At 71.9% G+C, this 22,949-nt stretch carries 20 protein-coding genes; 1 reads left to right on the top strand and 19 read right to left on the bottom strand.

What is annotated here, in order from left to right; all coding sequences use genetic code 11:
• From gshB to R9Z33_RS20265, 3 genes are read right to left on the bottom strand one after another with little or no spacing between them, the layout of a single operon-like run.
• A complete protein-coding gene (gene gshB / locus R9Z33_RS20275) occupies positions 1–954 on the bottom strand; it encodes a glutathione synthase (RefSeq protein ID WP_450104030.1) in 954 nt (317 codons plus the stop codon).
• Complete coding sequence (gene gpmI / locus R9Z33_RS20270) at positions 951–2,471, bottom strand: 2,3-bisphosphoglycerate-independent phosphoglycerate mutase (RefSeq protein ID WP_318648379.1); 1,521 nt, start codon at positions 2,469–2,471, stop codon at positions 951–953. The genes gshB and gpmI overlap by 4 nt, the downstream gene beginning before the upstream one ends.
• 53 nt (positions 2,472–2,524) lie before the next feature.
• Complete coding sequence (locus R9Z33_RS20265; RefSeq protein WP_318648378.1) at positions 2,525–3,004, bottom strand: DUF2244 domain-containing protein; 480 nt, start codon at positions 3,002–3,004, stop codon at positions 2,525–2,527.
• Positions 3,005–3,104: 100 nt separating this feature from the next.
• Between R9Z33_RS20265 and nth the strand changes: the two genes are divergently transcribed.
• On the top strand, positions 3,105–3,746 hold the full coding sequence (gene nth / locus R9Z33_RS20260; protein ID WP_318651680.1) for an endonuclease III: 642 nt from the start codon (positions 3,105–3,107) through the stop codon (positions 3,744–3,746).
• A gap of 60 nt (positions 3,747–3,806) precedes the next feature.
• Here the strand turns inward: nth and ftsZ are convergent, their stop codons facing one another.
• The 16 genes from ftsZ to R9Z33_RS20180 all read right to left on the bottom strand — a co-directional run bounded on the left by ftsZ (position 3,807) and on the right by R9Z33_RS20180 (position 22,617).
• Positions 3,807–5,363, bottom strand: a complete 1,557-nt coding sequence (gene ftsZ, locus R9Z33_RS20255; RefSeq protein ID WP_318648377.1) for a cell division protein FtsZ — start codon at positions 5,361–5,363, stop codon at positions 3,807–3,809.
• 104 nt (positions 5,364–5,467) lie between these two features.
• The gene (gene ftsA, locus R9Z33_RS20250; protein WP_318648376.1) at positions 5,468–6,772 is read right to left on the bottom strand and encodes a cell division protein FtsA; all 1,305 of its coding nucleotides are present in this window, start codon (positions 6,770–6,772) and stop codon (positions 5,468–5,470) included.
• Entirely contained in the window at positions 6,769–7,650 is an 882-nt protein-coding gene (locus R9Z33_RS20245; protein WP_318648375.1) for a cell division protein FtsQ/DivIB, read from the bottom strand. The genes ftsA and R9Z33_RS20245 overlap by 4 nt, the downstream gene beginning before the upstream one ends.
• On the bottom strand, positions 7,640–8,593 hold the full coding sequence (locus R9Z33_RS20240) for a D-alanine--D-alanine ligase (protein ID WP_318648374.1): 954 nt from the start codon (positions 8,591–8,593) through the stop codon (positions 7,640–7,642). The genes R9Z33_RS20245 and R9Z33_RS20240 overlap by 11 nt, the downstream gene beginning before the upstream one ends.
• Positions 8,590–9,507 carry a UDP-N-acetylmuramate dehydrogenase gene (murB, locus tag R9Z33_RS20235; RefSeq protein WP_318648373.1) on the bottom strand — a complete coding sequence of 306 codons (918 nt, stop codon included), beginning with the start codon at positions 9,505–9,507 and terminating at the stop codon, positions 8,590–8,592. The genes R9Z33_RS20240 and murB overlap by 4 nt, the downstream gene beginning before the upstream one ends.
• On the bottom strand, positions 9,504–10,946 hold the full coding sequence (murC, locus tag R9Z33_RS20230; protein ID WP_318648371.1) for a UDP-N-acetylmuramate--L-alanine ligase: 1,443 nt from the start codon (positions 10,944–10,946) through the stop codon (positions 9,504–9,506). The genes murB and murC overlap by 4 nt, the downstream gene beginning before the upstream one ends.
• The gene (gene murG, locus R9Z33_RS20225; RefSeq protein ID WP_318648370.1) at positions 10,946–12,061 is read right to left on the bottom strand and encodes an undecaprenyldiphospho-muramoylpentapeptide beta-N-acetylglucosaminyltransferase; all 1,116 of its coding nucleotides are present in this window, start codon (positions 12,059–12,061) and stop codon (positions 10,946–10,948) included. Before murG ends, murC begins: the two co-directional genes overlap by 1 nt.
• 11 nt (positions 12,062–12,072) lie before the next feature.
• Complete coding sequence (locus R9Z33_RS20220; RefSeq protein WP_404830693.1) at positions 12,073–13,227, bottom strand: FtsW/RodA/SpoVE family cell cycle protein; 1,155 nt, start codon at positions 13,225–13,227, stop codon at positions 12,073–12,075.
• Complete coding sequence (gene murD, locus R9Z33_RS20215) at positions 13,224–14,579, bottom strand: UDP-N-acetylmuramoyl-L-alanine--D-glutamate ligase (protein ID WP_318648368.1); 1,356 nt, start codon at positions 14,577–14,579, stop codon at positions 13,224–13,226. The genes R9Z33_RS20220 and murD overlap by 4 nt, the downstream gene beginning before the upstream one ends.
• Entirely contained in the window at positions 14,576–15,664 is a 1,089-nt protein-coding gene (gene mraY, locus R9Z33_RS20210; protein ID WP_318648367.1) for a phospho-N-acetylmuramoyl-pentapeptide-transferase, read from the bottom strand. The genes murD and mraY overlap by 4 nt, the downstream gene beginning before the upstream one ends.
• Positions 15,661–17,046, bottom strand: a complete 1,386-nt coding sequence (locus R9Z33_RS20205) for a UDP-N-acetylmuramoyl-tripeptide--D-alanyl-D-alanine ligase (protein WP_318648366.1) — start codon at positions 17,044–17,046, stop codon at positions 15,661–15,663. Before R9Z33_RS20205 ends, mraY begins: the two co-directional genes overlap by 4 nt.
• Entirely contained in the window at positions 17,043–18,500 is a 1,458-nt protein-coding gene (locus tag R9Z33_RS20200) for a UDP-N-acetylmuramoyl-L-alanyl-D-glutamate--2,6-diaminopimelate ligase (RefSeq protein WP_318648365.1), read from the bottom strand. Before R9Z33_RS20200 ends, R9Z33_RS20205 begins: the two co-directional genes overlap by 4 nt.
• Complete coding sequence (locus tag R9Z33_RS20195) at positions 18,487–20,445, bottom strand: peptidoglycan D,D-transpeptidase FtsI family protein (RefSeq protein ID WP_318648364.1); 1,959 nt, start codon at positions 20,443–20,445, stop codon at positions 18,487–18,489. The genes R9Z33_RS20200 and R9Z33_RS20195 overlap by 14 nt, the downstream gene beginning before the upstream one ends.
• On the bottom strand, positions 20,442–21,242 hold the full coding sequence (ftsL, locus tag R9Z33_RS20190) for a cell division protein FtsL (protein WP_318648363.1): 801 nt from the start codon (positions 21,240–21,242) through the stop codon (positions 20,442–20,444). The genes R9Z33_RS20195 and ftsL overlap by 4 nt, the downstream gene beginning before the upstream one ends.
• On the bottom strand, positions 21,239–22,180 hold the full coding sequence (gene rsmH / locus R9Z33_RS20185) for a 16S rRNA (cytosine(1402)-N(4))-methyltransferase RsmH (RefSeq protein ID WP_318648362.1): 942 nt from the start codon (positions 22,178–22,180) through the stop codon (positions 21,239–21,241). Before rsmH ends, ftsL begins: the two co-directional genes overlap by 4 nt.
• Positions 22,177–22,617 (bottom strand): division/cell wall cluster transcriptional repressor MraZ, encoded by a 441-nt coding sequence (locus tag R9Z33_RS20180; protein WP_318648361.1) that lies wholly within the window; start codon positions 22,615–22,617, stop codon positions 22,177–22,179. Before R9Z33_RS20180 ends, rsmH begins: the two co-directional genes overlap by 4 nt.
• Positions 22,618–22,949: the final 332 nt, after the last annotated feature.

Below are 22,949 nucleotides of genomic sequence, written 5' to 3'. Positions count from 1 at the left end.
TCACCCGCGCCGCTTCTCTTCGATCACATCCCAGATGGCGCGCTCCAGATGGATGCCGTCGAAGCGCGCCAGCTCCTGCAGGCCGGTGGGGGAGGTGACGTTGATCTCGGTGAGGTAGCCGCCGATCACGTCGATGCCCACGAAGATCAGGCCGCGCTTCTTGAGTTCCGGCCCGATCACGGCGCAGATCTCCTTCTCGCGATCCGTGAGCTTCGTGGGTTCGGGGCGGCCGCCCACATGCATGTTGCTGCGCGCCTCGCCCGCCGCCGGCACGCGGTTGATGCCGCCCATCGCCACGCCATCCACCAGGATGATGCGCTTGTCGCCCTGGCGCACGGCCGGCAGGTATTGCTGGACCATCAGCGGCTCGCGCGAGCGTTCGGTGAACATCTCGATCAGCGAGTTCAGGTTCGGGTCATTGGGCTGCAGGTGGAACACGCCTGCGCCGCCATTGCCGAAGAGCGGCTTCACGATGATGTCGCCATGCTTCATGCGGAACTTGTTGATCTCCCGCGTGTCGGACGAAACCAGCGTCTCCGGCATCAGCTCCGGGAAATTCAGCACGAAGAGCTTTTCCGGCGCGTTGCGCACGCTGGCCGGGTCGTTCACCACCAGCGTCTTCGGGTGGATGTGCTCCAGCAGATGCGTGGCCGTGATATAGGCCATGTCGAAGGGCGGATCCTGACGCATCAGCACCACGTCCACATCCTTCGCGAGGTCGAGTTCGACCGGGGCGCCGAAGGTGAAGTGGTTGCCCTTTTCGCGCCGCACCGTGACCGGGTGGCCATGGGCGATCACGCGGCCCGCCTGCATCGAGAGATGCTTCACGTGATAGTGCCAGAGCGCGTGGCCGCGCGCCTGGGCTTCCAGCATCAGGGCGAAGCTGCTGTCGCCGTCAATGCCGATGCTCTCCATGGGGTCCATCTGGACCGCGACGCGCAAGGCCATGTTCAGGCTCCTTCGATCAGGTTCTGGCCGGTCATCGCGGCGGGTTGCGGCAGGCCCATCAGGGCCAGCAGCGTGGGGGCGAGGTCAGCCAGGCGCCCGTCGCGCAGCCGCGCGCCGGGCGGGCCGCCCATCAGGAAGGCGGGCACGGGGTTGGTGGTGTGCGCGGTGTGCGGCCCGCCGGTCGCCGGGTCGCGCATCAATTCGGCATTGCCGTGATCGGCGGTGACGAGCAGCGCGCCGCCCGCTTCGCGCACCGCATCGGCGATGGCGCCGAGCCCCGCATCCACCGCCTCCACGGCCTTGGTGGCCGCTTCCAGGCTGCCGGTGTGGCCTACCATGTCGGCATTGGCGAAGTTCAGCACGATGAGGTCCTGCTTGCCCTCGCGGATCGCCGCCACGGCGCGCTCGGTGAGTTCGGGCGCGCTCATCTCGGGCTGCAGGTCATAGGTGGCGACCTTGGGGGAGGGGACCATGATCCGCGTCTCGCCGGGATAGGCGCGCTCCTCGCCGCCATTCAGGAAGTAGGTGACGTGTGGATATTTCTCCGTCTCGGCCATGTGCAGCTGGGTGCGGCCGGCCGCACTCACCACCTCGGCCAGGATGTCCGACATGGATTGCGGCGCGAAGAGCGTCGCGATGAAGGGGTTCAGCTCGGCCGCGTATTCCACCATGCCGAGCGAGGCCGCGAAGCGCGGGCTGCGCTCGCGCGCGAAGCCGGTGAAGCCCGGGTCCAGCAGCGCGGTCAGGATCTCGCGCGCGCGATCGGAGCGGAAGTTGAAGCTGAGCAGCCCGTCGCCATCCTGCATGCCCGCATAGCCTGGCAGGACGGTGGCGGGGATGAACTCATCGGTCACGTCCTGCGCATGGGCCTGCGCCACTGCGGTTTGCGCATCGGGCGCCGTCGCCTCGCCCTCAGCCAGCACCATGGCGGCCCAGGCCTTGCGCACGCGCTCCCAGCGATTGTCCCGATCCATCGCCCAGTAGCGGCCGATCACCGTGCCGATCGGCGCCTCGGGCGGCAGGCTGGCCAGCGCCTCGGCGGCCGAGCGGGGCGGCGTGTCGCGCCCATCGGTGAGCGCGTGGATCACCACGGGCACGCCCTCGGCCATCAGGATCCTCGCCAGTGCGGCCGCATGCCGCTGGTGGCTGTGCACGCCACCGGGCGAGACAAGGCCCACCAGATGCGCCGTGCCGCCGCTCGCCTTCATCTTCGCGACGAAGTCGCGCAGCGCGGGCATCTGCGCGAGCGAGCCATCGGTGATGGTGGCGTCAATCCGCGGCAGGTCCTGCATCACCACGCGCCCGGCGCCGATGTTCAGGTGCCCCACCTCGCTATTGCCCATCTGGCCGTCCGGCAGGCCGACATCGAGGCCGGAGGTGCGCAGGAAGCCATGCGGGCAGGATTGCCAGAGCGCGTCGAAGCGCGGCGTCCGCGCCTGGGCCACGGCATTGTCGGCGGGGTCCTCGCGGTGCCCCCAGCCATCGAGGATCACCAGCATCACGGGGCGCGGAGGGGTCGTCATGCCTCGCGGTTTACCGCGCCCCGCGGCGGGCGACTAGCGCGGCCGGGGAGCTGCTAGCGCAGCTGAGGATTATCGAAGACCGGCTCGCGGTAGCGGCGCAGGGTCTCGCCCAGGCTGCGCGCCAGGTCCTCGCGCTCTTCCGTCGTCAGGAAGCGGCCGATCTCGATCGCGGTGCCGCGATGGGCGATGAAGAGCCGCGCCTCCTCCCAGCGCAGCCGCGCCCAGAAAGGGTCGAAGCGCGCTTCCTCGCTGCGCCGCCCCTCGCGCCGGCGGATGGTGAGCTGCCCGGCGGCGAGGGTGATGATCTCGGCGCTGCGCCGCGCATGGCTGCGGTAGAGCGCCAGCATGCCGATCACCATCAGCGTCTCGGCCCCGGCGAAGACCAGCACCGGCCAGGCGCCGAGGATGGTGAAGACCGTGCCGGTGAAGGTGAAGCCCGCGAGCAGGATGCCGGCCACGATGCGGAATCCCGCCTCGCCCATGCTGTTCAGGGGGGCGGAGCGGGCCTCGAAAATCACCGGGGTTTCTGGCATCCCTGCATCAGATAGGATGAATTCGCCCGTGAAAACCCCTGCAAAACCCCGCGCCAAGCCCATCCATGGCACCGCGACCGAGCCGCGCCGCGCCAGGATCATGTCCCGCGAGCAGGCGGGCCTCTTCATCCGCGCCATCGCCCAGGACAATCCGGCGCCCGAGACCGAGCTGCTCTACACCGACGCCTTCTCGCTGCTGGTCGCCGTGGTCATGTCCGCGCAGACCACGGATGCGATGGTGAACAAGGTCACGCCCGGCCTCTTCGCCGCGGCCCCCACGCCCGCGGCCATGGCGGCGCTTGGGGCCGAGGGGATCGGCCAGCTCATCCGCCGCATCGGCCTCTGGCAGGCCAAGGCGAAGAACGTGGCCGCGCTCTCGGCCATGCTGGTGGAGCGCCATGGCGGCGAGGTCCCGCGCGACCGCGCCGCGCTGGAGGCGCTGCCCGGTGTTGGCCGCAAGACGGCGAATGTCGTGCTGAACGTGATGTTCGGCGAGGCGACGATGGCGGTGGATACGCACATCTTCCGTCTGGGCAACCGCACCGGCCTTGCGCCGGGCAAGACCACGCGCGCGGTGGAGGATGGCCTGGTGAAGCGCATCCCGCCCGAATTGCTGCGGGACGCGCATCACTGGCTGATCCTGCACGGACGCTACATCTGCAAGGCGCGCGCGCCGGAATGCTGGCGCTGCGTGGCGGCCCTGCATTGCAACTACAAGGACAAGGTGAAGGCCCCGGATTGAACGAAAAACGCCCCCGGCGGTCTCCCGCCGGAGGCGTCATGCGTGACCTGTGGCGCGCGCCTAGTTGCTTTGGCGACGCAGGAAGGTCGGGATGTCCAGGCCCATCTCGTCCGGCTGCGGCTGCTGCTGGGCGGTGCGCATGGGCTGCGGCGGCTTGGGCTGCTGGCTGGCCACCGGCTCCATGCGCGGGGCGGCGGCGGCGGGCGCCTCCTCCACATTGCGGCGCATCAGGCCCGTCGCGTTGCGGAACAGGCCGCGCCAGCCGGCACCCTGGCCAGCCACCTGCCCCTGGGGCGCGGGCGCCACCTCGGGCAGCGAGGGCTGCTGCATGGGCGGCTGGTAGGAGACGGGCTGCGGCGTAGCGGGCTGCACCACCACCGGCTGCGGCATCTCCTCCATATAGGCCTGCTCCTGCGCCACCGGCGGGGCGGCGGGGGCGAGGGCGGTCGCGGCACCGGCCGCGGCGGCCGGCTGGCGCAGCAGGCCGGCACCACCGCCCACCTGAACGGGGCGGCGCGGCGCCGGCACCACGGGGGCGCCGAGCGGGCCCGAGGGGGCGCGCGTCGCGGCCGGCGCGGGGGCCGGGGCGGGCTGGTTCACCACGGCGAGGCGCGGGCCGCCCGGGTTCATCGCGGCGCCCATGGAGGCGACGTCAATGCCGGTGGCGACGACGGAGACGCGCACGCGGCCATTCATCGTCTCGTCAATCGCCGAGCCGAAGATGATGTTCACATCCTCATCCACCTCGCGGCGGATCCGGGCCATCGCCTCGTCCACCTCGAACAGCGTCATGTCGAGGCCGCCGGTGATGTTGATCAGCACGCCCTTGGCGCCGCGCATGGAGGTATCCTCCAGCAGCGGATTGTTGATGGCGGAATCGGCGGCCTGGGTGGCGCGGCCCTCGCCCTCGGCCTCGCCCGTGCCCATCATTGCCTTGCCCATCTCGGCCATGACGGTGCGGATATCGGCGAAGTCGAGGTTCACCAGGCCCGGATTGACCATCAGGTCGGTCACGCCGCGCACGCCCATGTAGAGGACATTGTCGGCCATCTTGAAGGCCTCGGCGAAGGTGGTGCGGTCATTCGCCAGCTTGAACAGGTTCTGGTTCGGGATGACGATCAGCGTGTCCACGAACTGCTGCAGCTCATCCAGGCCGGCATCGGCCGACTTGCGGCGCTTCGGGCCCTCGAAGTCGAAGGGCTTGGTGACGACGCCGACGGTGAGGATGCCGCGCTCGCGCGCCATGCGCGCGATGACCGGGGCCGCGCCCGTGCCCGTGCCCCCGCCCATGCCGGCGGTCACGAAGACCATGTGGCAGCCCTCGAGGTGGCGGGCCAGCTCGTCGGTCGCTTCCTCGGCGGCGGCGCGGCCGATCTCGGGCTTGGCGCCGGCGCCCAGGCCCTGCGTCAGGTGGGGCCCGAGCTGCACGCGGCGCTCGGCGCGGCTGTTCACCAGCGCCTGGGCGTCGGTGTTGGCCACGATGAACTCGACGCCGTCGAGGCCCAGGTGGATCATGTTGTTGACGGCATTCGTGCCGCCCCCGCCCACGCCGATGACGGCGATCCGGGGCGAGAAATCCGTGTGCTGGGTCACCGGCAGCGTCAGGTTCAATGTCATGGGCGGGTTCTCCTCAACCTAGCTTAGACCACCGGTTTCGATTCGTGTCTGCCCGAGAAGGCCGACTTGTCCCCGTTTTCCACAGGCCGTCGCTCGGGAATCCTTCATAAACGCTCGCGCAGCCAGGCGAGGCCCCGGCGAAGCAGGCCCGGGGCATGGGCCGGGGCCGGCACCAGCTCCAGGATCGGCTTGCCCTCGCCTGCCGCCCAGGCCAGCAGGCCGATGGCCGAGGCGAAGCCGGGGCCGGAGGCGGTCTCGGGCAGGCCGCGCACCAGGCGGGGGCGGCCGAGGCGCACCGTCACCTCGCGCCCGAGGACGCGCCCGGCCAGTTCCCGCACGCCGATGAGCTGGCTGGCGCCGCCCGTCAGCACGATGCGGCGGCGCATCTCGGTGGGCAGGCCGCTGCCCTCCAGCCGGTCGCGCAGCAGCTCGAAGCTTTCCTCGAGGCGGGGGCGGATGATCTTCACCACCATCTCGCGCGGGACGCGGGCGATCTGGTCGTCATCCTCGCCCACCATGGGCACGGGCAGCATCTCGCCGCGATCCTCGGCGGCCTCGAGCACGCTGCCATGCATGGTCTTCAGCCGCTCGGCATGGCTGATGGGGGTGGAGAGGACCCGCGCCAGGTCGTTCGTCACCTGCCAGCCGCCCACCGGCAGCTGTGCCGTGTGCATCAGCCGGCCCTCGGCGAAGGCGGCGATGCTGGTGGTGCCGCCGCCCATGTCCACGCAGACCGCCCCCAGTTCGCGCTCGTCATCCACGAGGGTGGCGAGGCCCGCGGCGAAGGGGGAGGAGACCATTTCCTCGACTTCGAGTTCGCAGCGGTGCAGGCACTGGCCGAGGTTGAACAGCGCGTGGCTCGCCGCATCCAGCACGTGCAGGCGGGCGCCCAGCGTGTCGCAGACCATGCCGCGCGGATCATCCACGCCGCCCGTGGCGTCCACCGTGAAGCCGAGCGGGAAGCTGTGCACCGCCTCGCGCCCCTCGGCCTGGGTGCGGCGCACGCCCTCGGTCATGATGCCGTTGAGGTCCGCCATGGTGGCCGCCCGCCCGCCCACCTGCCAGAGGATGTTGTGCGTCCGGCTCTCCGGCTGCCCGCAGGAGAGGTTCACGATGACGCCCTTGAGCAGCGTGTCCGCCATTTCCTCGGCCGAGGCGACGGCGGCGCGGATGCTGCGCTCCGCCTCCTCCATGTCCACGATGGAGCCGGCCTTCACGCCGCGCGATTTCTGCCAGCCGAAGCCCAGCGCCCGCGGCGTGCCGTCGCTTTCGATGCGCGCGATCAGGCAGACCACCTTGGTGGAGCCGATGTCCAGCACCCCGAAGACGCCGGGGCGCGCGCGGCCGAGCTTGATGCCGCGCGTCGGCACATCGCTGTGGGGCGGCTGGTAGCGAACGATCTCGTTCATCCGCGCTGGCTCCGGGCGGGGGTTGGCGTTGGGGTGGCGGGCTGGCCCGGCGTCTGCATGCGGACGACGAGGCGGTCGGGCAGGCGCATGTCCACCGCGGCCAGCGGGCGGTCCAGCAGGCGGTCGCGCGCCTGGAGCTCGGCGAGGCGGGTGATCGCGGCCTCCTCATGGCCCTCGGGCAGCATGATGTCGGCGCCGTTCTGCAGGCGCAGGTTCCAGCGCCGCTCGGAGACGCGGATGATGGCCTGCACGCGGTCGGAGATTTCCGGCGCGCTGCGGAGCAGGTCGATCATCGGCGCCGCCACGCGCTCGGCGCCGAGGCCCACCACCAGGGGCAGCGGGCCGAAGGCCTCCAGCCGCTCGGTCGCCATCACGCGCCCCTCGCGGTCAATGACGGAGAAGCGGCCCTCGCGCTGCCAGACGGCGAAGGCCCGGCGCTCGGTGATGCGGATCAGGATGGTGCCGGGCAGGCGGCGCTCCACATGCGCGCTCTCCACCCAGGCGATCTGCTCCAGCCGCTGCTTGGCCACGCTCGGGTCGAAATCCAGGATCGCCTCGCCCGGCGTGATGCCGATGGCGGCGAGCAGCGCCTCGCGCGGGGCGAATTCGCGGCCCTCGATGCGGATCTCCTGCACGGAAAGGCCGGGGCCGCGGCCGAGTTCGGCGAGCCAGGCCGTCGTGTCGCGCAGCCGCGCCATGGGGTCGAGCGCGACAACGCCGAGCACGCCGATGCCGAGCGTGCCGGCGGCGAGGGTCGCCATGCCGATGCCGCGCAGCCAGGCGCGGCGCTTCTTGAACCAGAGCCGCGTGGCCGAGGGCCGCTTGGGTGGCGGCGCCGAGCGCGAGCGCGTGGTGGGTTCGGCGGGTTTACGGGCCATGGCGCGCCTCCCCGATCATCCAGGCGCAGAGGTCCGGAAAGCCGATGCCGCGATGCGCCGCCTGCTCCGGCAGGAGCGAGGTGCGCGTCATGCCCGGCTGCGTGTTCACCTCCAGCAGATAGAGCCGCCCCGGCTCGCCCGCCGTGTCGTCATAGCGGAAGTCGGAACGCGAGACGCCGCGGCAGCCGAGCGCGCGGTGGGCCGCGACGGCGATGCGCTTCGCCTCGGCCGCGATCTCCGGATGGATGGGCGCCGGCAGCACGTGCTGGCTGCCGCCATCGGCATACTTCGCCTCGTAGTCGTAGAACTGGTTGCCGGTTGCGATCTCGGTGACGGCCAGCGCCTCCTCGCCCATCACGGCGACGGTGAGTTCGCGGCCGGGGATGAAGCTCTCCGCCATGATGCGGCGGCCGAAGCGCCAGCTGCGCGCGATCTCCTCGCGCCGGTTGTCGCCCTCGCGCAGGATGGTGACGCCCACGCTGCTGCCCTCATCCACCGGCTTCACCACATAGGGCAGCGGCAGCGGGTCGGCCTCGGCCAGTTCCTCGGGCGAGATGACGCGATGCGCGGCGACCGGCAACCCATGCGCCGAGAACACCGCCTTGGCCGCCGCCTTGTCCATGGCGACGGAAGAGGCGCGCACGCCCGAATGCGTGTAGGGCAGCCCCATCCAGTCCAGCACGCCCTGGATGCAGCCATCCTCACCGAAGCGGCCATGCAGCGCGTTGAACACCGCATCGGGCCGGGCGGCGGCGAGCGCGCCGATGGTGGCGGGCAGGTCCTGCGTCACCTCGATGGGCGAGACCTCGAAGCCGGCCTCGCGCAGCGCCGCGATGACCTGCGCGCCGGTCGAGAGGCTGACCTCGCGCTCGGCCGAGATCCCGCCATAGAGCACGGCGACATGGGTGCGCGCGGCGTTCCGCGTGGGCGTGATCGCGTTCATGCCGTGGCTTTCCCCCTTTGGCCGATGCGCTTGATTTCCCAATGCAGATCCACGCCCGAATGGGCCAGCACGCGCGCGCGCACCTCCTCGCCCAGGCCTTCCAGCTCGGCCGCCGTGGCGCCGCCGGTGTTGAGCAGGAAGTTGCAGTGCTTCTCGCTCACCTGCGCGGCCCCGCGCCTCAGGCCTCGGCAACCGGCGGCATCGATCAGGGCCCAGGCCTTGTGGCCCTCGGGGTTGCGGAAGGTGCTGCCGCCGGTGCGGGCGCGCACGGGCTGCGTCGCCTCGCGCGCCTGGCGGATCTCGGCCATGCGGGCGGCGATGGCGGCGGCGTCACCGGGCGCGGCACGCAGCCGCGCCCGCGTCACCACGCCGCGCGGCGGCAGGCAGGCATGGCGATAGGACAAGGCCAGTGCCGCGCCATCGAGGCGCAGGAGGCCCTCTGGCGTCGCGATCTCGGCCCAGTCGAGAACGTCCACGATCTCGCGCCCATAGGCGCCGGCATTCATGGCGATCGCGCCCCCGATGCTGCCCGGAATGCCGCTGAGGAACTCCAGCCCCGCGAGGCCGGCCGCCGCCGCATGCTCGGCCACCGTCGCATCCAGCGCGGCCGCGCCCGCGATGACGCCATCCGCCTCGACCGTCACGCCGCCGAAGCCGCGTGCCGGCAGCCGCAGCACCACACCCGGCACGCCGCCATCGCGGATGATGAGGTTGGAGGCGGCCCCCAGCACCGTCAGCTCCATCGCCGGGTCGAGCGCCGCCAGCAGCGCCAGCAGATCCTCGGCATCCGCCGGGCGCGCGAGCCATTCGGCTGGCCCGCCCACGCGAAACCAGGTGAAGGGGGCGAGCGGCGCCGCCGCCTCCACGCGGCCGCGGATTACCGGCATGGCGCGGGTGGCGGCCATCGGCTTCATGCGCGCTTGAGCGGCGAGACGCGCGCCCCCGCCTGGGATTGCAGCTCGGCCAGCTGTGCCGGCAGCGCATGCGCCCAGTTGGTGATGGTGCCCGCGCCCAGGCAGATCACGTAGTCGCCCGGCTTGGCCATCGCATTGATCATCTCGGCCAGGCTCGCGGGCTCGGGCAGGGGCACCACGCTGCGATGGCCGGCCGCGCGCAGCCCATCCACCAGCGCATCCTTGTCCGCGCCCTCGATCGGCGATTCACCCGCCGCATAGACATCGGCCACGATCACGCTGCCGGCATCGTTCATGCAGGTGCAGAACTCGGTGAAGAGCTGGTTCAGGCGCGAATAGCGATGCGGCTGCACGACGGCGATGACATCCCGCGCGCCGGCCTGGCGCGCCGCCTTCAGCACGGCCGCGATCTCCACCGGATGGTGGCCGTAATCGTCGATCACGGTGATGCCGCCCGTCTCGCCCACGCGGGTGAAGCGGCGCTTCACGCCCTTGAAGCCGGCGAGTGCCGCGCGGATCACATCCTCCGGCACATCCATCTCGACGCCGATGGCGATGGCCGCCAGCGCGTTCTGCACATTGTGCTGGCCGAGCATGGGCAGGCGGAAGGGCTGCATGGTGCGCGCGCGGCCGGTCACGCGGTCCTGCACCGTGACCTCGAAGCTGGCGCCCATGCGGTTGGTCAGCACCTTCTCGGCCCGCACATCGGCCTGGGGCGAGAAGCCATACGTCACGAGGCGCCGATCGAGCTTGGGGATCATCGCCTGCACGGCCGGATGGTCGGCGCAGAGCACGGCGAAGCCGTAGAAGGGGATGTTGCCGACGAACTGCGCGTAGCCCTCGCGCATCGCCTCCTCCGTGCCCCAATGGTCCAGGTGCTCGGCATCCATGTTGGTGACGACGGCGACGGTGCTGGGCAGGCGGAGGAAGCTGCCGTCGGACTCATCGGCCTCGACCACCATCCACTCGCCCGTGCCCATGCGGGTGTTGGTGCCGTAGGCATTGATGATGCCGCCATTGATGACGGTGGGATCGAGCCGCGCCTGCTCCAGCACGCAGGCGATCAGGCTCGTCGTCGTCGTCTTGCCATGCGTGCCGCCGACCGCGATGCCCCATTTCAGGCGCATGAGCTCGGCCAGCATCTCGGCGCGGCGCACCACCGGCAGCAGGCGGCGCCGCGCGGCCTGGACCTCGGGATTGTCCTTCTTCACCGCCGTGCTGACGACGACGACCTGGGCGTTGCGCAGGTTCTCGGCGGCGTGGCCCACCATCACCGGAATCCCGGCCTCGCGCAGGCGGGTCACGTTATAGCCCTCGGCGATGTCGCTGCCCTGCACCGCGTAGCCGAGGTTGTGCAGCACCTCGGCGATGCCCGACATGCCGATGCCGCCAATGCCCACGAAGTGGATGGTCCCGATGGAAAGTGGCAGCGCGCGCATCAGCGGGATTCCTGGAGGGCTTGGGTTCGGGCGGCGTGGGCGAGAACGAGGTCCGCCAGCTCCCGCGCCGCCTGGGGGCGCGCGAGGGATGCCGCATGCCGGGCCGCTTCGGCAAGCCTCTCGGGCGAGCCCAGCCATTCCGCCAGCAATTGGGTCAGCCGCGCCGGATTCGTCGTCGCCTGGGGCAGCACCAGGGCTGCCCCGGCCGCCTCCAGCGCCCGCGCATTGGCCACCTGGTGGTTGTCGATCGCGGAGGGCAGCGGCACCAGCAGCGAGGGCCGCCCGGCGCAGGCGATCTCCGCCACGGTCGAGGCGCCGGCGCGCGCGATCACCAGATGCGCGCCCGCGAGCCGGCCGGCGATGTCCGGGAAGAACGGCGAAAGCTCCACCGGGATGCCCGTCTCGGAATAGGCGGCGCGCACGCGCTCCAGATCCTCGACGCGGCATTGCTGCGCGATGAGCAGCCGGGCGCGGATCGCCTCGGGCAGGGCGGCGATGGCGGCGGGCACGAGGTCGGCGAAGACGCGCGCGCCGAGCGAACCGCCCGTGACCAGCAGCCTGAGCGGCCCATCCGCCGGCGGATAGCCGCCGCCGGCCAGCGCGGCGAGCGCGGGGCGCACTGGATTGCCGACCCAGCGCGTGCGCGCGCCCTCGGGCACGCGGGCCGTCTCCTCATAGGCCAGCGCCAGAAGCTCGGCGCGCGTCGCGAGCGCACGGTTGGCGCGGCCCAGCACGGCGTTCTGTTCATGCAGGATCAGGGCCGGACGCCGCTTGCCGAGGCTGAGGGCGGCCAGCGCGGGCGGAATCGCCGGATAGCCGCCGAAGCCCACCACGGCCGCGGCATCGAGCCGCTTCAGCAGCCGCCGCGCCGTCAGCATGCCGGAGGCCAGCAGCGCCGCGCCCTTCGCCGCGCGCAGCGGGCTGCGGCCGGCGATGCCCTCGCCCTTCAGCACGAAGCGCTCGGCATTGGCGAAGGCCGGGCTGTCAAAGGCGGCCGAGCGCGCATCGGTGAAGAGGACGATGCGCTCGCCGCGCGCGGAAAGCTCGGCGGCCAGCGCCTCCGCCGGAAACAGGTGTCCGCCGGTGCCCCCGGCGGCGATGGCGATGGGGCGCATGGCCGGGCCCCTCATGTCGGCACGGGCTGGGCGAAGGGCTGGGACTCCTCCGCCCTTGCGCTGCGCCGGCGCGTCAGCGCCAGCAGGAATCCCATGCCGATGGCGAGCGCGATGGAGGAGGAGCCGCCATAGCTGACGAAGGGCAGCGTCATCCCCTTGGTCGGGATCAGGTGCAGCGAGGAGCCCATGTTGATGAAGGCCTGCAGCCCGAACTGCACGAGCAGGCCGGTGGCCGCCAGCGCCACGAAGATGTCGCGCTCATGCATCAGGCGCACCAGGCCGCGGATCACCACGAAGGCGAAGATGGCGAGGATGATGAGGCAGGCGATCAGGCCGAATTCCTCGGCCGCCACGGGGAAGACGAAGTCGGCATGGGCGTCGGGCAGGGCGTCCTTCACGCGGCCCTCGCCCGGGCCGCGGCCGAAGAGCCCGCCATTGCCGAAGGCCTCCAGCGACATGCGGATCTGGAAATTGTCGCCCGCCTCGGGGTCGAGGAAGCGCTGCACGCGCGAGCGGACATGGCCGTGCAGCATGAAGGCCAGCACGGCGAGGCCGGCCACGCCGCCAGCGCCGGCCACCACCCACATCAGGTTGATGCCCGAGACGAAGACCTGCGCGAGGAAGACCGCGACGATGACGGCGAGCATGCCGATATCGGGCTGCTGCTTGAGCAGCACGGCGACGATGCCGATCAGGATGAAGGCGAGGATCAGCCCCGGGAAGCGGCGCGAGCGCTTGCCCTCCGCCATCAGCCAGGCGCAGACCACGGCGAGGCAGGGCTTGAGGAATTCCGAAGGCTGCAGGGACATGCCCGGCAGCGAGAGCCAGCGGCGCGCGCCCTTGATCTCGGTTCCGGCCACCAGCGTCAGCGCCGTCAGCGCCAGCGCGCCCAGCGCGCCCAGCATGGCGAAGCGCAGCACCCAGCGCGGCGTGAGCAGCGAGCAGCCGACCATGACGATCACGGCCAGCGTCGAGTAGAAGACCTGCCGTTCCAGGAACATGTGGCGGGAGGCGGCGCCGATGCGCTGCGCCACGGCGGGCGAGGCCGCCAGCATCATGACGTAGCCGATGGCGATCAGCGCCAGCAGGGCGCCCAGCGTCCAGCGGTCCACGCTCCACCACCAGCGGCCCAGCGTCGAGGTGTCGGTGCGGGAGACGGCCATCAGAATTCGACTCCGGGCAGGGCGCGGACCAGGGTACGGAAGGCGTCGCCGCGCGCGTCGAAGCCGGTGAACTGGTCCCAGGAGGCGGCGGCGGGCGAGAGGAGCACGACATCGGCCGCGCCGCGCCGCGCGGCCTCGGCGGCGGCGGGCACCGCTTCGGCCAGCGTGCCGCACAGGCGGTGCGCGACGCCGTGGGCGGCGAGGGTGGCCGCGAATTCCGGCGCGTCGCGCCCGATCAGGAAGGCCTCTGCGATGCGCGGGAAATATTCGGCGAGCGGCGTGATGCCGCCCTCCTTGCCCGTGCCGCCGGCGATCCAGAGGATGCGGTCGTAGGAGGACAGGGCGCGCGCCGCGCTGTCGGCATTGGTGGCCTTGCTGTCATTCACGAAGCGGACGGCGCCGATGCGCCCCACCAGCTCCTGCCGGTGCGGCAGGCCGGGATAGCTGGCAAGGCCGGCCGCCAGCGCCGTGCGCGGCAGGCCGAGCGCCAGGGCCATGGCGCTGGCCGCCGCCGCGTTCTGCGCATTATGCGCGCCGGGCAAGGTGGGGCAGGCGGCGAGGTCGGCGATGGTGCCGTGATCGTCGCGCAGCAGCGGGCCTTCCGCCCAGACGCCGCCCGTCTGTGGCGCGGTGCCGGAGATGGGCACCAGCCGCGCGGCGAGCTGCGCGCCGAGGCCCGCCGTCGCCTCGTCATCCTGGCCGAGCACGGCCACGTCCTCGCGCGACTGGCGCGCGAAGATTCGCGCCTTGGCGGCGCGGTAGCCGGCCATGTCGCCATGGCGGTCCAGATGATCCGGTGAGAGGTTGAGCATCGCTGCGACATTGAATCGAAGATCAGCGATTCGTTCCAGCATATAGCTGGACATTTCGAGCACATAGACGCCGTCATCGCCCAGGATGCGCATGTCCAGCGCCGCCGGGCCGAGATTGCCGCCGACCTCGACCGGCACGCCGGCGCGGGCCAGCAGATGGGCCAGCAGCGCCGTCGTCGTGCTCTTGCCGTTGGTGCCGGTGATGCCGACGAAGCGCGCCTTGCTGCCCGCCGCGCGCACCGCGCGGAACAGGAACTCCACATCGGCCAGGATCGGCGCCCCCGCAGCGCGCGCGGCGGCCGCGGCCGGATGCACGCGGGGCAGCAGGTGCGGGATGCCGGGCGAGAGCAGCAGCGCGTCGAATTCGAAGCCCTGCGCGGGGTCCGCCACAGGCAGGCCCTGCGCCGTGGCCTCGGCCCGCGCGGCCTCGCCGTCATCCCAGCAGGTCACGGCCGCACCCCAGTCGCGCAGGCGGCGCGCGGCCGGAAGCCCGGCCTTGCCGAGCCCCACGACGGCGACACGCATCTGCGCGAAGGGGGTCATCGGATCTTCAACGTCGAGAGCCCGATCAGCCCCAGCACCATCGCGATGATCCAGAAGCGGATCACGATGGTGGCCTCGGCCCAGCCCTTCTTCTCGAAATGGTGGTGCAGCGGCGCCATGAGGAAGACGCGCCGTCCGGTGCGCTTGTACCAGAAGACCTGGATGACGACGGAGAGCGTCTCCACCACGAACAGCCCACCCACGATGGCCAGCACGATCTCATGCTTGGTCGCGACGGCGATGGAGCCGAGCGCACCGCCGAGTGCCAGGCTGCCCGTATCGCCCATGAACACCGCGGCCGGCGGCGCGTTGAACCAGAGGAAGCCGAGCGAGGCGCCGATCAGCGCCGAGCAGAAGACGGCGAGCTCGCCCGCACCCGGCACGCCATGCAGCTGCAGGTAATCGGCGAAGATGCGGTTGCCGACGAGATAGGCGATCAGCGCGAAGACCGCGGCCGCGATCATCACCGGCACGATGGCCAGCCCATCCAGCCCATCGGTCAGGTTCACGGCGTTGGAGGAGCCCATCATCACGAAGGCGGCCACGAAGGGGAAGGCGATGCTGAGCGGGATCAGCACCTCCTTCAGGAAGGGAACGGCCATGTTGTCCGACAGGCCCGCCGGCAGCAGCCACATGAACCAGAGCGCGGCGATGAAGGCGATGCCGCCCTGCGCCACCAGCTTGGCCCGGCCCGAGACGCCCTTGGTGTTGCGCTTGGTCACCTTCAGCCAGTCATCCACGAAGCCCAGCGCGCCATAGCCCAGCGTGACGAAGAGCACGGCCCAGACGAAGCCGTTCCGCAGATCGGCCCAGAGCAGCACCGAGACCGAGAGGGAGAGCAGGATCAGCACGCCGCCCATGGTGGGCGTGCCCTTCTTGGTCAGCAGGTGGCTCTCCGGCCCGTCCTCGCGGATGGGCTGGCCGCCGCGCTGGAAGCTACGGAGCCATTCGATCACGCTCTTGCCGAAGACCAGCGCCACGAAGAGCGCCGTCATGCAGGCCGCACCCGCGCGGAAGGTGAGGTAGCGCGCGAGGTTGAAGAGGATGAAATCATCCGCGAGCGGAGAGAGCAGCAGCGGAATCATTCGTCATTCCTCTTGGGGCCGGTGACGTTGGCGTTCGTCAGGGCGCCGATGATCTGGACCATGCGCATGCCGAGCGAGCCCTTGACCAGCACGGCATCGCCATCGCGCAGCGCCGCCGCGATGAGCGGCGCGAGGCCGGCCGCGTCCTCGGTATGGAGTCCCTGGGCGGCGGCCGGCAGCGCGTCGAACAAATGCCGCATCAGCGGGCCGCATGCAAAGACCAGGTCGGCCGCGCGGGCCGCATCGGGGGCCAGCGCGCGGTGCAGGTCTGGCCCGAACTCGCCCAGCTCGCGCATGTCGCCCAGTACGGCGATGCGCCGCTTGGCCTTCTGCGCCGCCAGCACCGCGAGTGCCGCGCGGATCGCGCTGTCCGAGGCGTTGTAGCTCTCATCCAGCAGCAGCGCGGTGCCGCCGTCGGGGGTGGCGATCCGCCGCATCTCGCCGCGCCCGGCACCCGCGCCGAAGCCCGAGAGGGCGGCGGCAGCGAGGCCGGTGTCGCCGCCCGCGGCCTGGATGGCGGCGAGTGCGGCCAGCGCGTTCAGCGCCATGTGCTTGCCCGGCTGTTCGAGGCGCACCGTCACATGCCGGCCGGAGAGGGCGAACTCGGCCTCGCTGGCCGCGTCCGTGCCGCGCCAGTTCAGCATCCGGGCCGAGGCCTCGGGGCTTTCGCCGAAGCCCACCACATCCGCGCCGCAGCTGCGCGCCACGGCGGCCATGCGTTCGAAGAAGGGGCTGTCCTGCGGCAGAAGCGCGATGCCGCCCGGCTCGATTCCGGCGGCGATCTCGGCCTTCTCGTCGGCGATCGCCTCCTGGCTGCCCAGATGGCCGATATGCGCGGTGCCGATGGCGGTGACGATGACCACATGCGGCCGGGTGAGGCGCGACAGCGGCGCGATCTCATGCCGGTGGTTCATGCCGATCTCGATGGCGGCCCAGGCGGTGTCGCGCGGCATGCGGGCCAGCGTCAGCGGCACGCCCCACTGGTTGTTGTAGCTGGCGACGGAGGCATGCGCGGGGCCGAGCGCGCCGAGCGCCCGCTTCAGCATCTCCTTCGTCGTCGTCTTGCCGACGCTGCCGGTGACGGCGATGACGCGGCCCGCCATGCGCGCGCGCCCGGCGGCACCCAGCGCCGTCAGCCCGGCCAGCGTGTCCGCCACGCGCAGCACGCGCCCTGGCATGTCGCGGTCCACCATGGCCGAGGCGCCGCGCGCGAAGGCCTGTTCCACGAAGTCATGCCCGTCGCGCGCGTCGCGCAGCGCGACGAAGAGGTCGCCCGGCTCGATGGTGCGCGTGTCGATCGAGACGCCGCTCACGGCGAGGTCATCGGCGCAGGCGCCGCCGGTCGCCTCGCGCAGTTCGGCCGCGGTCCAGAGCGTGCTCATGCCCGCCCCCCCGCGAGGCGGCGCACCACCTCGGCATCGTCGAAGGGCGTGGTGACGCCGGCGATGGTCTGCCCGCTCTCATGCCCCTTGCCGGCGACCGCCAGAACATCGCCGGGACCGAGCGCATCCAGCGCGCGGGCGATGGCGCCGGCACGCTCGCCCGCATTGCGCGCGCCGGGCGCGGCGGCGAGGATGGCGGAGCGGATCGCGGCCGGGTCCTCGCTGCGCGGATTGTCATCCGTCACCCAGACCATGTCGGCGCCCGCGGCGGCGGCGGCACCCATCAGCGGGCGCTTGCCGGGATCACGGTCGCCGCCCGCGCCGAACAGCACATGCAGCTTGCCGCCCGCGCCCAGATGCGGGCGCAGCGCGGCCAGCAGCCGGCTCAGCGCATCGGGCGTATGCGCGTAATCCACATAGACTGCGGCGCCGTTCGGCAGCGTCGCGGCCAGCTCCATGCGCCCGCGCACAGGCGCGAGGCGGGCAAGCCCGGTGATCACCTCGGCCGGTGCATGGCCCAGGCCGATGGCCAAGGCCGCCGCCACCATCGCATTGTCCGCCTGGAAGCGGCCGGGCACGGCGAGCGTCACCTCGGCGCGCGCGCCGAAGCCCTCCAGCAGCAGCACCTGCCCACCGGGCAGGGCGCGCTGCGAGAGGAGCCGCAGGTGGCACCCCGCTTCGCCCACCTCGATGCCACGCAGCCCGCGCGCCGCGACGATCCCGCGCAGCGCGGCGAGCGTCGCGGCATCCATCTCCGTGTGCAGCACAGCAGGGGCGCCCGCCGGCAGCAGCGTGTCGAAGAGGCGCAGCTTGGCGGCGCGATAGGCCTCCATGCTGCCGTGATAATCCAGGTGGTCGCGCGTCAGGTTGGTGAAGGCGGCGGCGGCGAGGCGCACGCCGTCCAGCCGGCGCTGGTCCAGCCCGTGCGAGCTCGCCTCCATGGCCAGATCGTTGATGCCGGCGCGGTGCAGCGCGGCGAGGGTGGCGTGCAGCTTCACCGGATCGGGCGTGGTCAGGCTTTCGCCGGGCGGGAAGCCGGGTGCGACAAGCCCGAGCGTGCCGAGCGAGGCGGCCTTCTCTCCCATCAGCTGGCGCAGGAAATCGGCCGTGCTGGTCTTGCCGTTGGTGCCGGTGATGGCGACCACGCGCTCGGGCTGCGCGCCATGGAAGGCGGCGGCGATGAGCGCCAGGGCGCGGCGCGGATCGGGGCTGGCGAGCAGCGGGCGAGGTGGCGCGCCCTCCGGCCAGGCGGTGCCCTCGGGGGCGAGGATCGCGGCGGCGCCGGCGGCCACCGCATCGGCGATGAAGCGCGTGCCATCCGCCCGCGCGCCAGGGAGTGCGGCGAAGAGCCAGCCCGGCTGCACGGCGCGGCTATCCGCCGTGACACCCCGGATGTCCGTCAGGCCCTCGGCGCTCAGGCCGGGGAACAGGGCGAGGAGCTCATCGCGCCGCACGGCCTGTCTCGGGGGAGATGGGCGCCAGGACGAGGCGCGGCATCGCGATGCCGTCGCGCGCATCGGTGCGGCGGATGGGGGGAGCGGGCTGTTCGAGCGTCGGCGCGGGGGTGCGCGGCAGCATGGCGGGCGTGGGCGCCGCCGGGGTGGGGCGGGGCGCGGGGGCGGCGGCGGTTCCGCTGCGCGGCCGGCCGCCATTCAGCGGCAGCGCGATCGTCGCCTGGATCTGCGCGATGCGATCGGTCTCGGGCACCATGCCGAGCAGCGGCGCCACGCGCTCCACCACGCGGCGCGCGGTGGGGGCGGCGACCACGCCCGCGGTCGCATAGCCGCCCGTGTCGGCGCGCGGCTTGGGCTCATCCACCAGCACATGCAGGGCATAGCGCGGCGCGTTCATCGGAAAGGCGCCGACGAAGGAGGAGATGCGACGGTTCTCCTGATACTGCCCGCGCTCATTGGTCTTCTGCGCCGTGCCGGTCTTGCCGCCGACGAAATAGCCGGGGCTGTCCGACTGCCGGCCCGAGCCGTCGGTGACGGCCACGCGCATCAGCCGGCGCATCTGCTCCGAGGTCCGCTCGCTGATCACGCGCGTGCCCTCGCGCTCCACGCCCGGCGGCACGGCGAGGACGGTGGGCGTGCGGAGCGTACCGCCATTGGCCAGCGCCGAGACGCCGCTGACGATGTGCAGCGGCGTCACGGAAATCCCGTGCCCGAAGCCGATGGTCATGGTGTTGATGTCGCGCCAGTTGCGCTGCGAGGGGGCGAGCGTCGCTGCCGATTCCGGCAGCTCGACGCCGGTGCGGTTCAGCATCCCCATGCGGCCCATGAATTCGCGGTGCCGCGTGGGGCCGACCGCCATCGCCATGTGCGCGCTGGCGAGGTTCGAGGAATAGGCCAGGATCTCGGGCAGGGAGAGCCAGCGGTTCTTGCCCTTGAAGTCGTTGATCTCGTGCCGGCCGATGCGGATGGGGCGCGAGGCGTCGAAGCCGCCCGTCATCGTCACGCGGCCTTCCTCCAGCGCCATCGCGGCGGTGAAGAGCTTGAAGGTCGAGCCCGGTTCATAGACGCCGGTCACCGCGCGGTTGAAGCGCTGCTCGGCCGGCGCGGTCGCGAGGTTGGCGGCGGCGAAATCGGGCAGGCTGACCATGCCCAGCACTTCCGCCGTGTGGACATCCATCAGGATGGCCGAGCCGCCGATCGCGTTGAAGCGCTCGATGGACCATTCCAGCGCCTCGCGCAGCTCGCGCTGGATGCGGATGTCGATGGCGAGGCGGAGCGGATCCCGCGTCACGCGCAGGCGTTCGTCATACCATTTCTCGACGCCCGCGATGCCTTCGCCATCCACGTCCACCGCGCCCAGCACATGCGCGGCGTCGCGGCCGCGCGGATAGGTGCGGCGCTCGGCCGTCTCGAAGTAGAGGCCGAGGATGCCGAGGTCGTTGATCGCCTGCTGCTGGCGGGGCGTGATGAAGCGGTCGATGTAGGCGAACTGGCGCGGCGGGCTGATGCGGGCCAGCACGCGGTCGCGCTCCAGATGCGGCAGGATGCGCACCAGCTGGTCGGCCACGCGGGCCGGATTGTCGATCTCGGCGGGGCGCGCATAGAGCGCGGTGCCGCGCACCGTCACGGCCAGCACCTCGCCATTGCGATCGGTGATGGCGGCACGGCTCACCGGCGGCTCGGCGGGCGGAAGGCGCGGCGCCTGGGCCAGGCGCGAGGGCGCAGGCGAGATGATGGTGGCGTCCGTCAGCTTCACGCCGATCGCGATGAAGAGCACGCCGAAGCCGATCGAGGCGAAGAGCAGGCGGCCCGGCATGCGCCGGTGGTGCGTGGCCTGGCTGCCGGTGACGCGGACCACGGCGCGGGAGGCGCTTTCGGCCGGGCGTGCGCCCTCGGCCCGGCTGTGCGGGATGAAGTCGGGGGAGGGGGGGGGAAGGTCGCTCATCGGTTGAAGGGCACCGGGGGCGGCAGACTGCCGGCGCCGACGCCGAGCAGCGATCCGGTTGAGGCGGGCTGCACATGCAGCGCGGTGCGGACGGGCGGCGCCACGGGCGCGGGGCGCGCGGGTGCCGGCGCCTGGGCGACCGGCGTGCGTGGGGCGGCGGGGCCGGCGATGGGCGGCAGGGCGGCGACCTCGGGCCGCGGGCGCGGGGCGGGGCGCGGCGCCTCGGCCGGGCGCGGGGGCTGCGCCATGGCGACGGGGATGGGGGCCATGGCGGGCGCGGGCGCGGGTGCGGGGGCCGCCACCACGGGTGCGGGCGGCTGGGGGACCACCGGCGCGGCGGCGACCGGCGCCGGCGCGGGCGGCTGCGGCAGGGCGGGCGGCGCGGCCAGGGCCAGCGCCGTCTCGGCCTCGCGCCGCTGGCTCGCCAGGGTGAAGACCAGCACCTCGCCGGGGGCGGAGGGCGCATCGGCCCGGCGCTGGAAGCCCGAGGGGACGGGCGCGAAGGCGACGGCCTGCGGCATGCGGCGCTGCGCGTCCTCGATGCGCTGGAACTGCGCAGGCTCCATCGGCTGCATGTGGCGCAGATGCGCCGCCGCCATCTGGCGCAGCCGGTCCTGGTCGTTCAGCCGCGCCCATTCGGCCGAGAGCGTCTGCGTGCGGGCCCGCTCGGCTTCGGTCTCCATGCGGATCGTCCGCAGCTCCTGGTCGAGCTTGCGGACCTGCTCCTTGGTCTGGAAGACGTAGAGGCCCGAGCCCAGGAAGGCGGCGAAGGTGACGAGCGTGAGCGGGTGGATCATGCGGCGTGACTTTCGGGCGAACGCTGCAGGGCACGAAGATGGGCGGAGCGGGCGCGCGGATTGGCCGCGCATTCGTCAGCACCCGGGCGAATTGAGCGCGGTGTCAGCAGGGTAAACGGCGCGGGGCCGCGTGGCGCCACCAGCATCGCCGGGTCATGGCGCGAGGCGCCGGGGCTGCGGCCCGCGGCCTTCTGGAAGGCCCGCTTCACCAACCGGTCCTCCAGCGAATGGAAGGAGACGATGACCAGCCGCCCGCCCGGCGCCAGCAGGCGCATGGCCTGTTCCAGCGCGCGCTCGATCTCGCCCAGCTCGTCATTCACGCGGATGCGCAGCGCCTGGAAGCTGCGCGTCGCGCCATGAATGCCCGAGGGGTCGCGCGGGACGGCGCGTCGGATCACCTCGGCCAGCTGCAGCGTGGTGGTGAAGGGCGCCTCGCCCCGCGCCTTGACGATGGCGCGGGCCACGCGGCGCGAATGGCGCTCCTCGCCGAATTCCCAGATGAGGTCCGCCAGCTCCGCCTCGGGCAGGGTGTTCACGAGGTCGGCCGCGGTCGCGCCGGTCTGGCCCATCCGCATGTCGAGCGGGCCGTCGAACCGGAACGAGAAGCCGCGCTCCGGCGTGTCCAGCTGGAAGGAGGAGACGCCGAGGTCGAGCACCACGCCGTCCAGCTGCGTGACGCCGCGGGCGGCCAGCAGGGCCAGCATGTCGCCGAAGCGGCCCTCGATGAGGTGCAGGCGCCCCGGATGGGCGGCGGCCAGCGCCGCGCCGCGCGCGATCGCCTCGGCATCGCGGTCCAGGGCCCAGACGGTGCAGGGGGCGGCTTCCAGGATGGCGCGGCTGTAGCCGCCACCGCCGAAGGTGCCGTCCAGGATCGTCTCGCCCGGCTGGGGGGCCAGCTGCTCGAGCACTTCGGCGAGGAGGACGGGGATGTGGCTCATGCGGCGGACGCGGCCGCCCGCGCCGCGAGGGCGCGGCGGGCCTCCTCGATGCGGCGTTCTGCGGCGGCCGGCTCCCACAGCTCGAACCAGTTGAGGCGGCCGAGGAAGGCGACGCCGTCGGACAGGCCGGCATATTCGATGAGGTCGCGCGGGAGGATGATGCGGCCCTCGGGGTCGGGCGTGACCTCGGCCACGTCCACCACATAGGCGTAGTCCTCGGCGTTCTGCTCGGGCGAGAGGGGGTTCAGCGGGTTGGCGTCCCGGCTGGCGGCGTCGAACTGCGCCATGGGCCAGGCTTCGATGTAGCAGTGATCGGGGCTGACGGAGCGGCGCAGGACCAGGCCATCACCGGCGAGACGGGCGCGGAAGGAGGCCGGCACGCTGCAGCGCCCCTTCTTGTCCAGACCGTTGATGAACTTGCCCCGGAATTGGGTCATCGTGCCGCTGGATGCCCCCCGTTTCTGAGCTGATGTCGCCTGTTTGGGGGGTGCTCTTCAGAGGTCTCGGGCAGCGGCCGACGAGGTCCCCCCCGGAACCCCGTCGGCTCGCCCGACCAGCCCTGTTCCAGATGCGCTCGCCCCCCCGAGCTTGCGGCATCCGTATTGGGCTGATCTGGGTTTAGATGGTCTCGGATGGGTGATCAAGGGATATCACTAAATCGCCCAAGGGCGATAAATCGGCATTTTTAGCTTTGAGTGCAACAGGTTATGGTGATTTAAGCGGGATTCCGCGAAACGGCGCGCCATGTTTGCCGGGGCGGTGTGGCAAT

The sequence above is a fragment of the Sediminicoccus rosea genome, assembly GCF_033547095.1.
Classification (GTDB): domain Bacteria; phylum Pseudomonadota; class Alphaproteobacteria; order Acetobacterales; family Acetobacteraceae; genus Roseococcus; species Roseococcus rosea.
The sequence above is the reverse complement of the archived record's forward strand: the minus strand, read 5'-3'. Positions and strand labels throughout refer to the sequence as shown.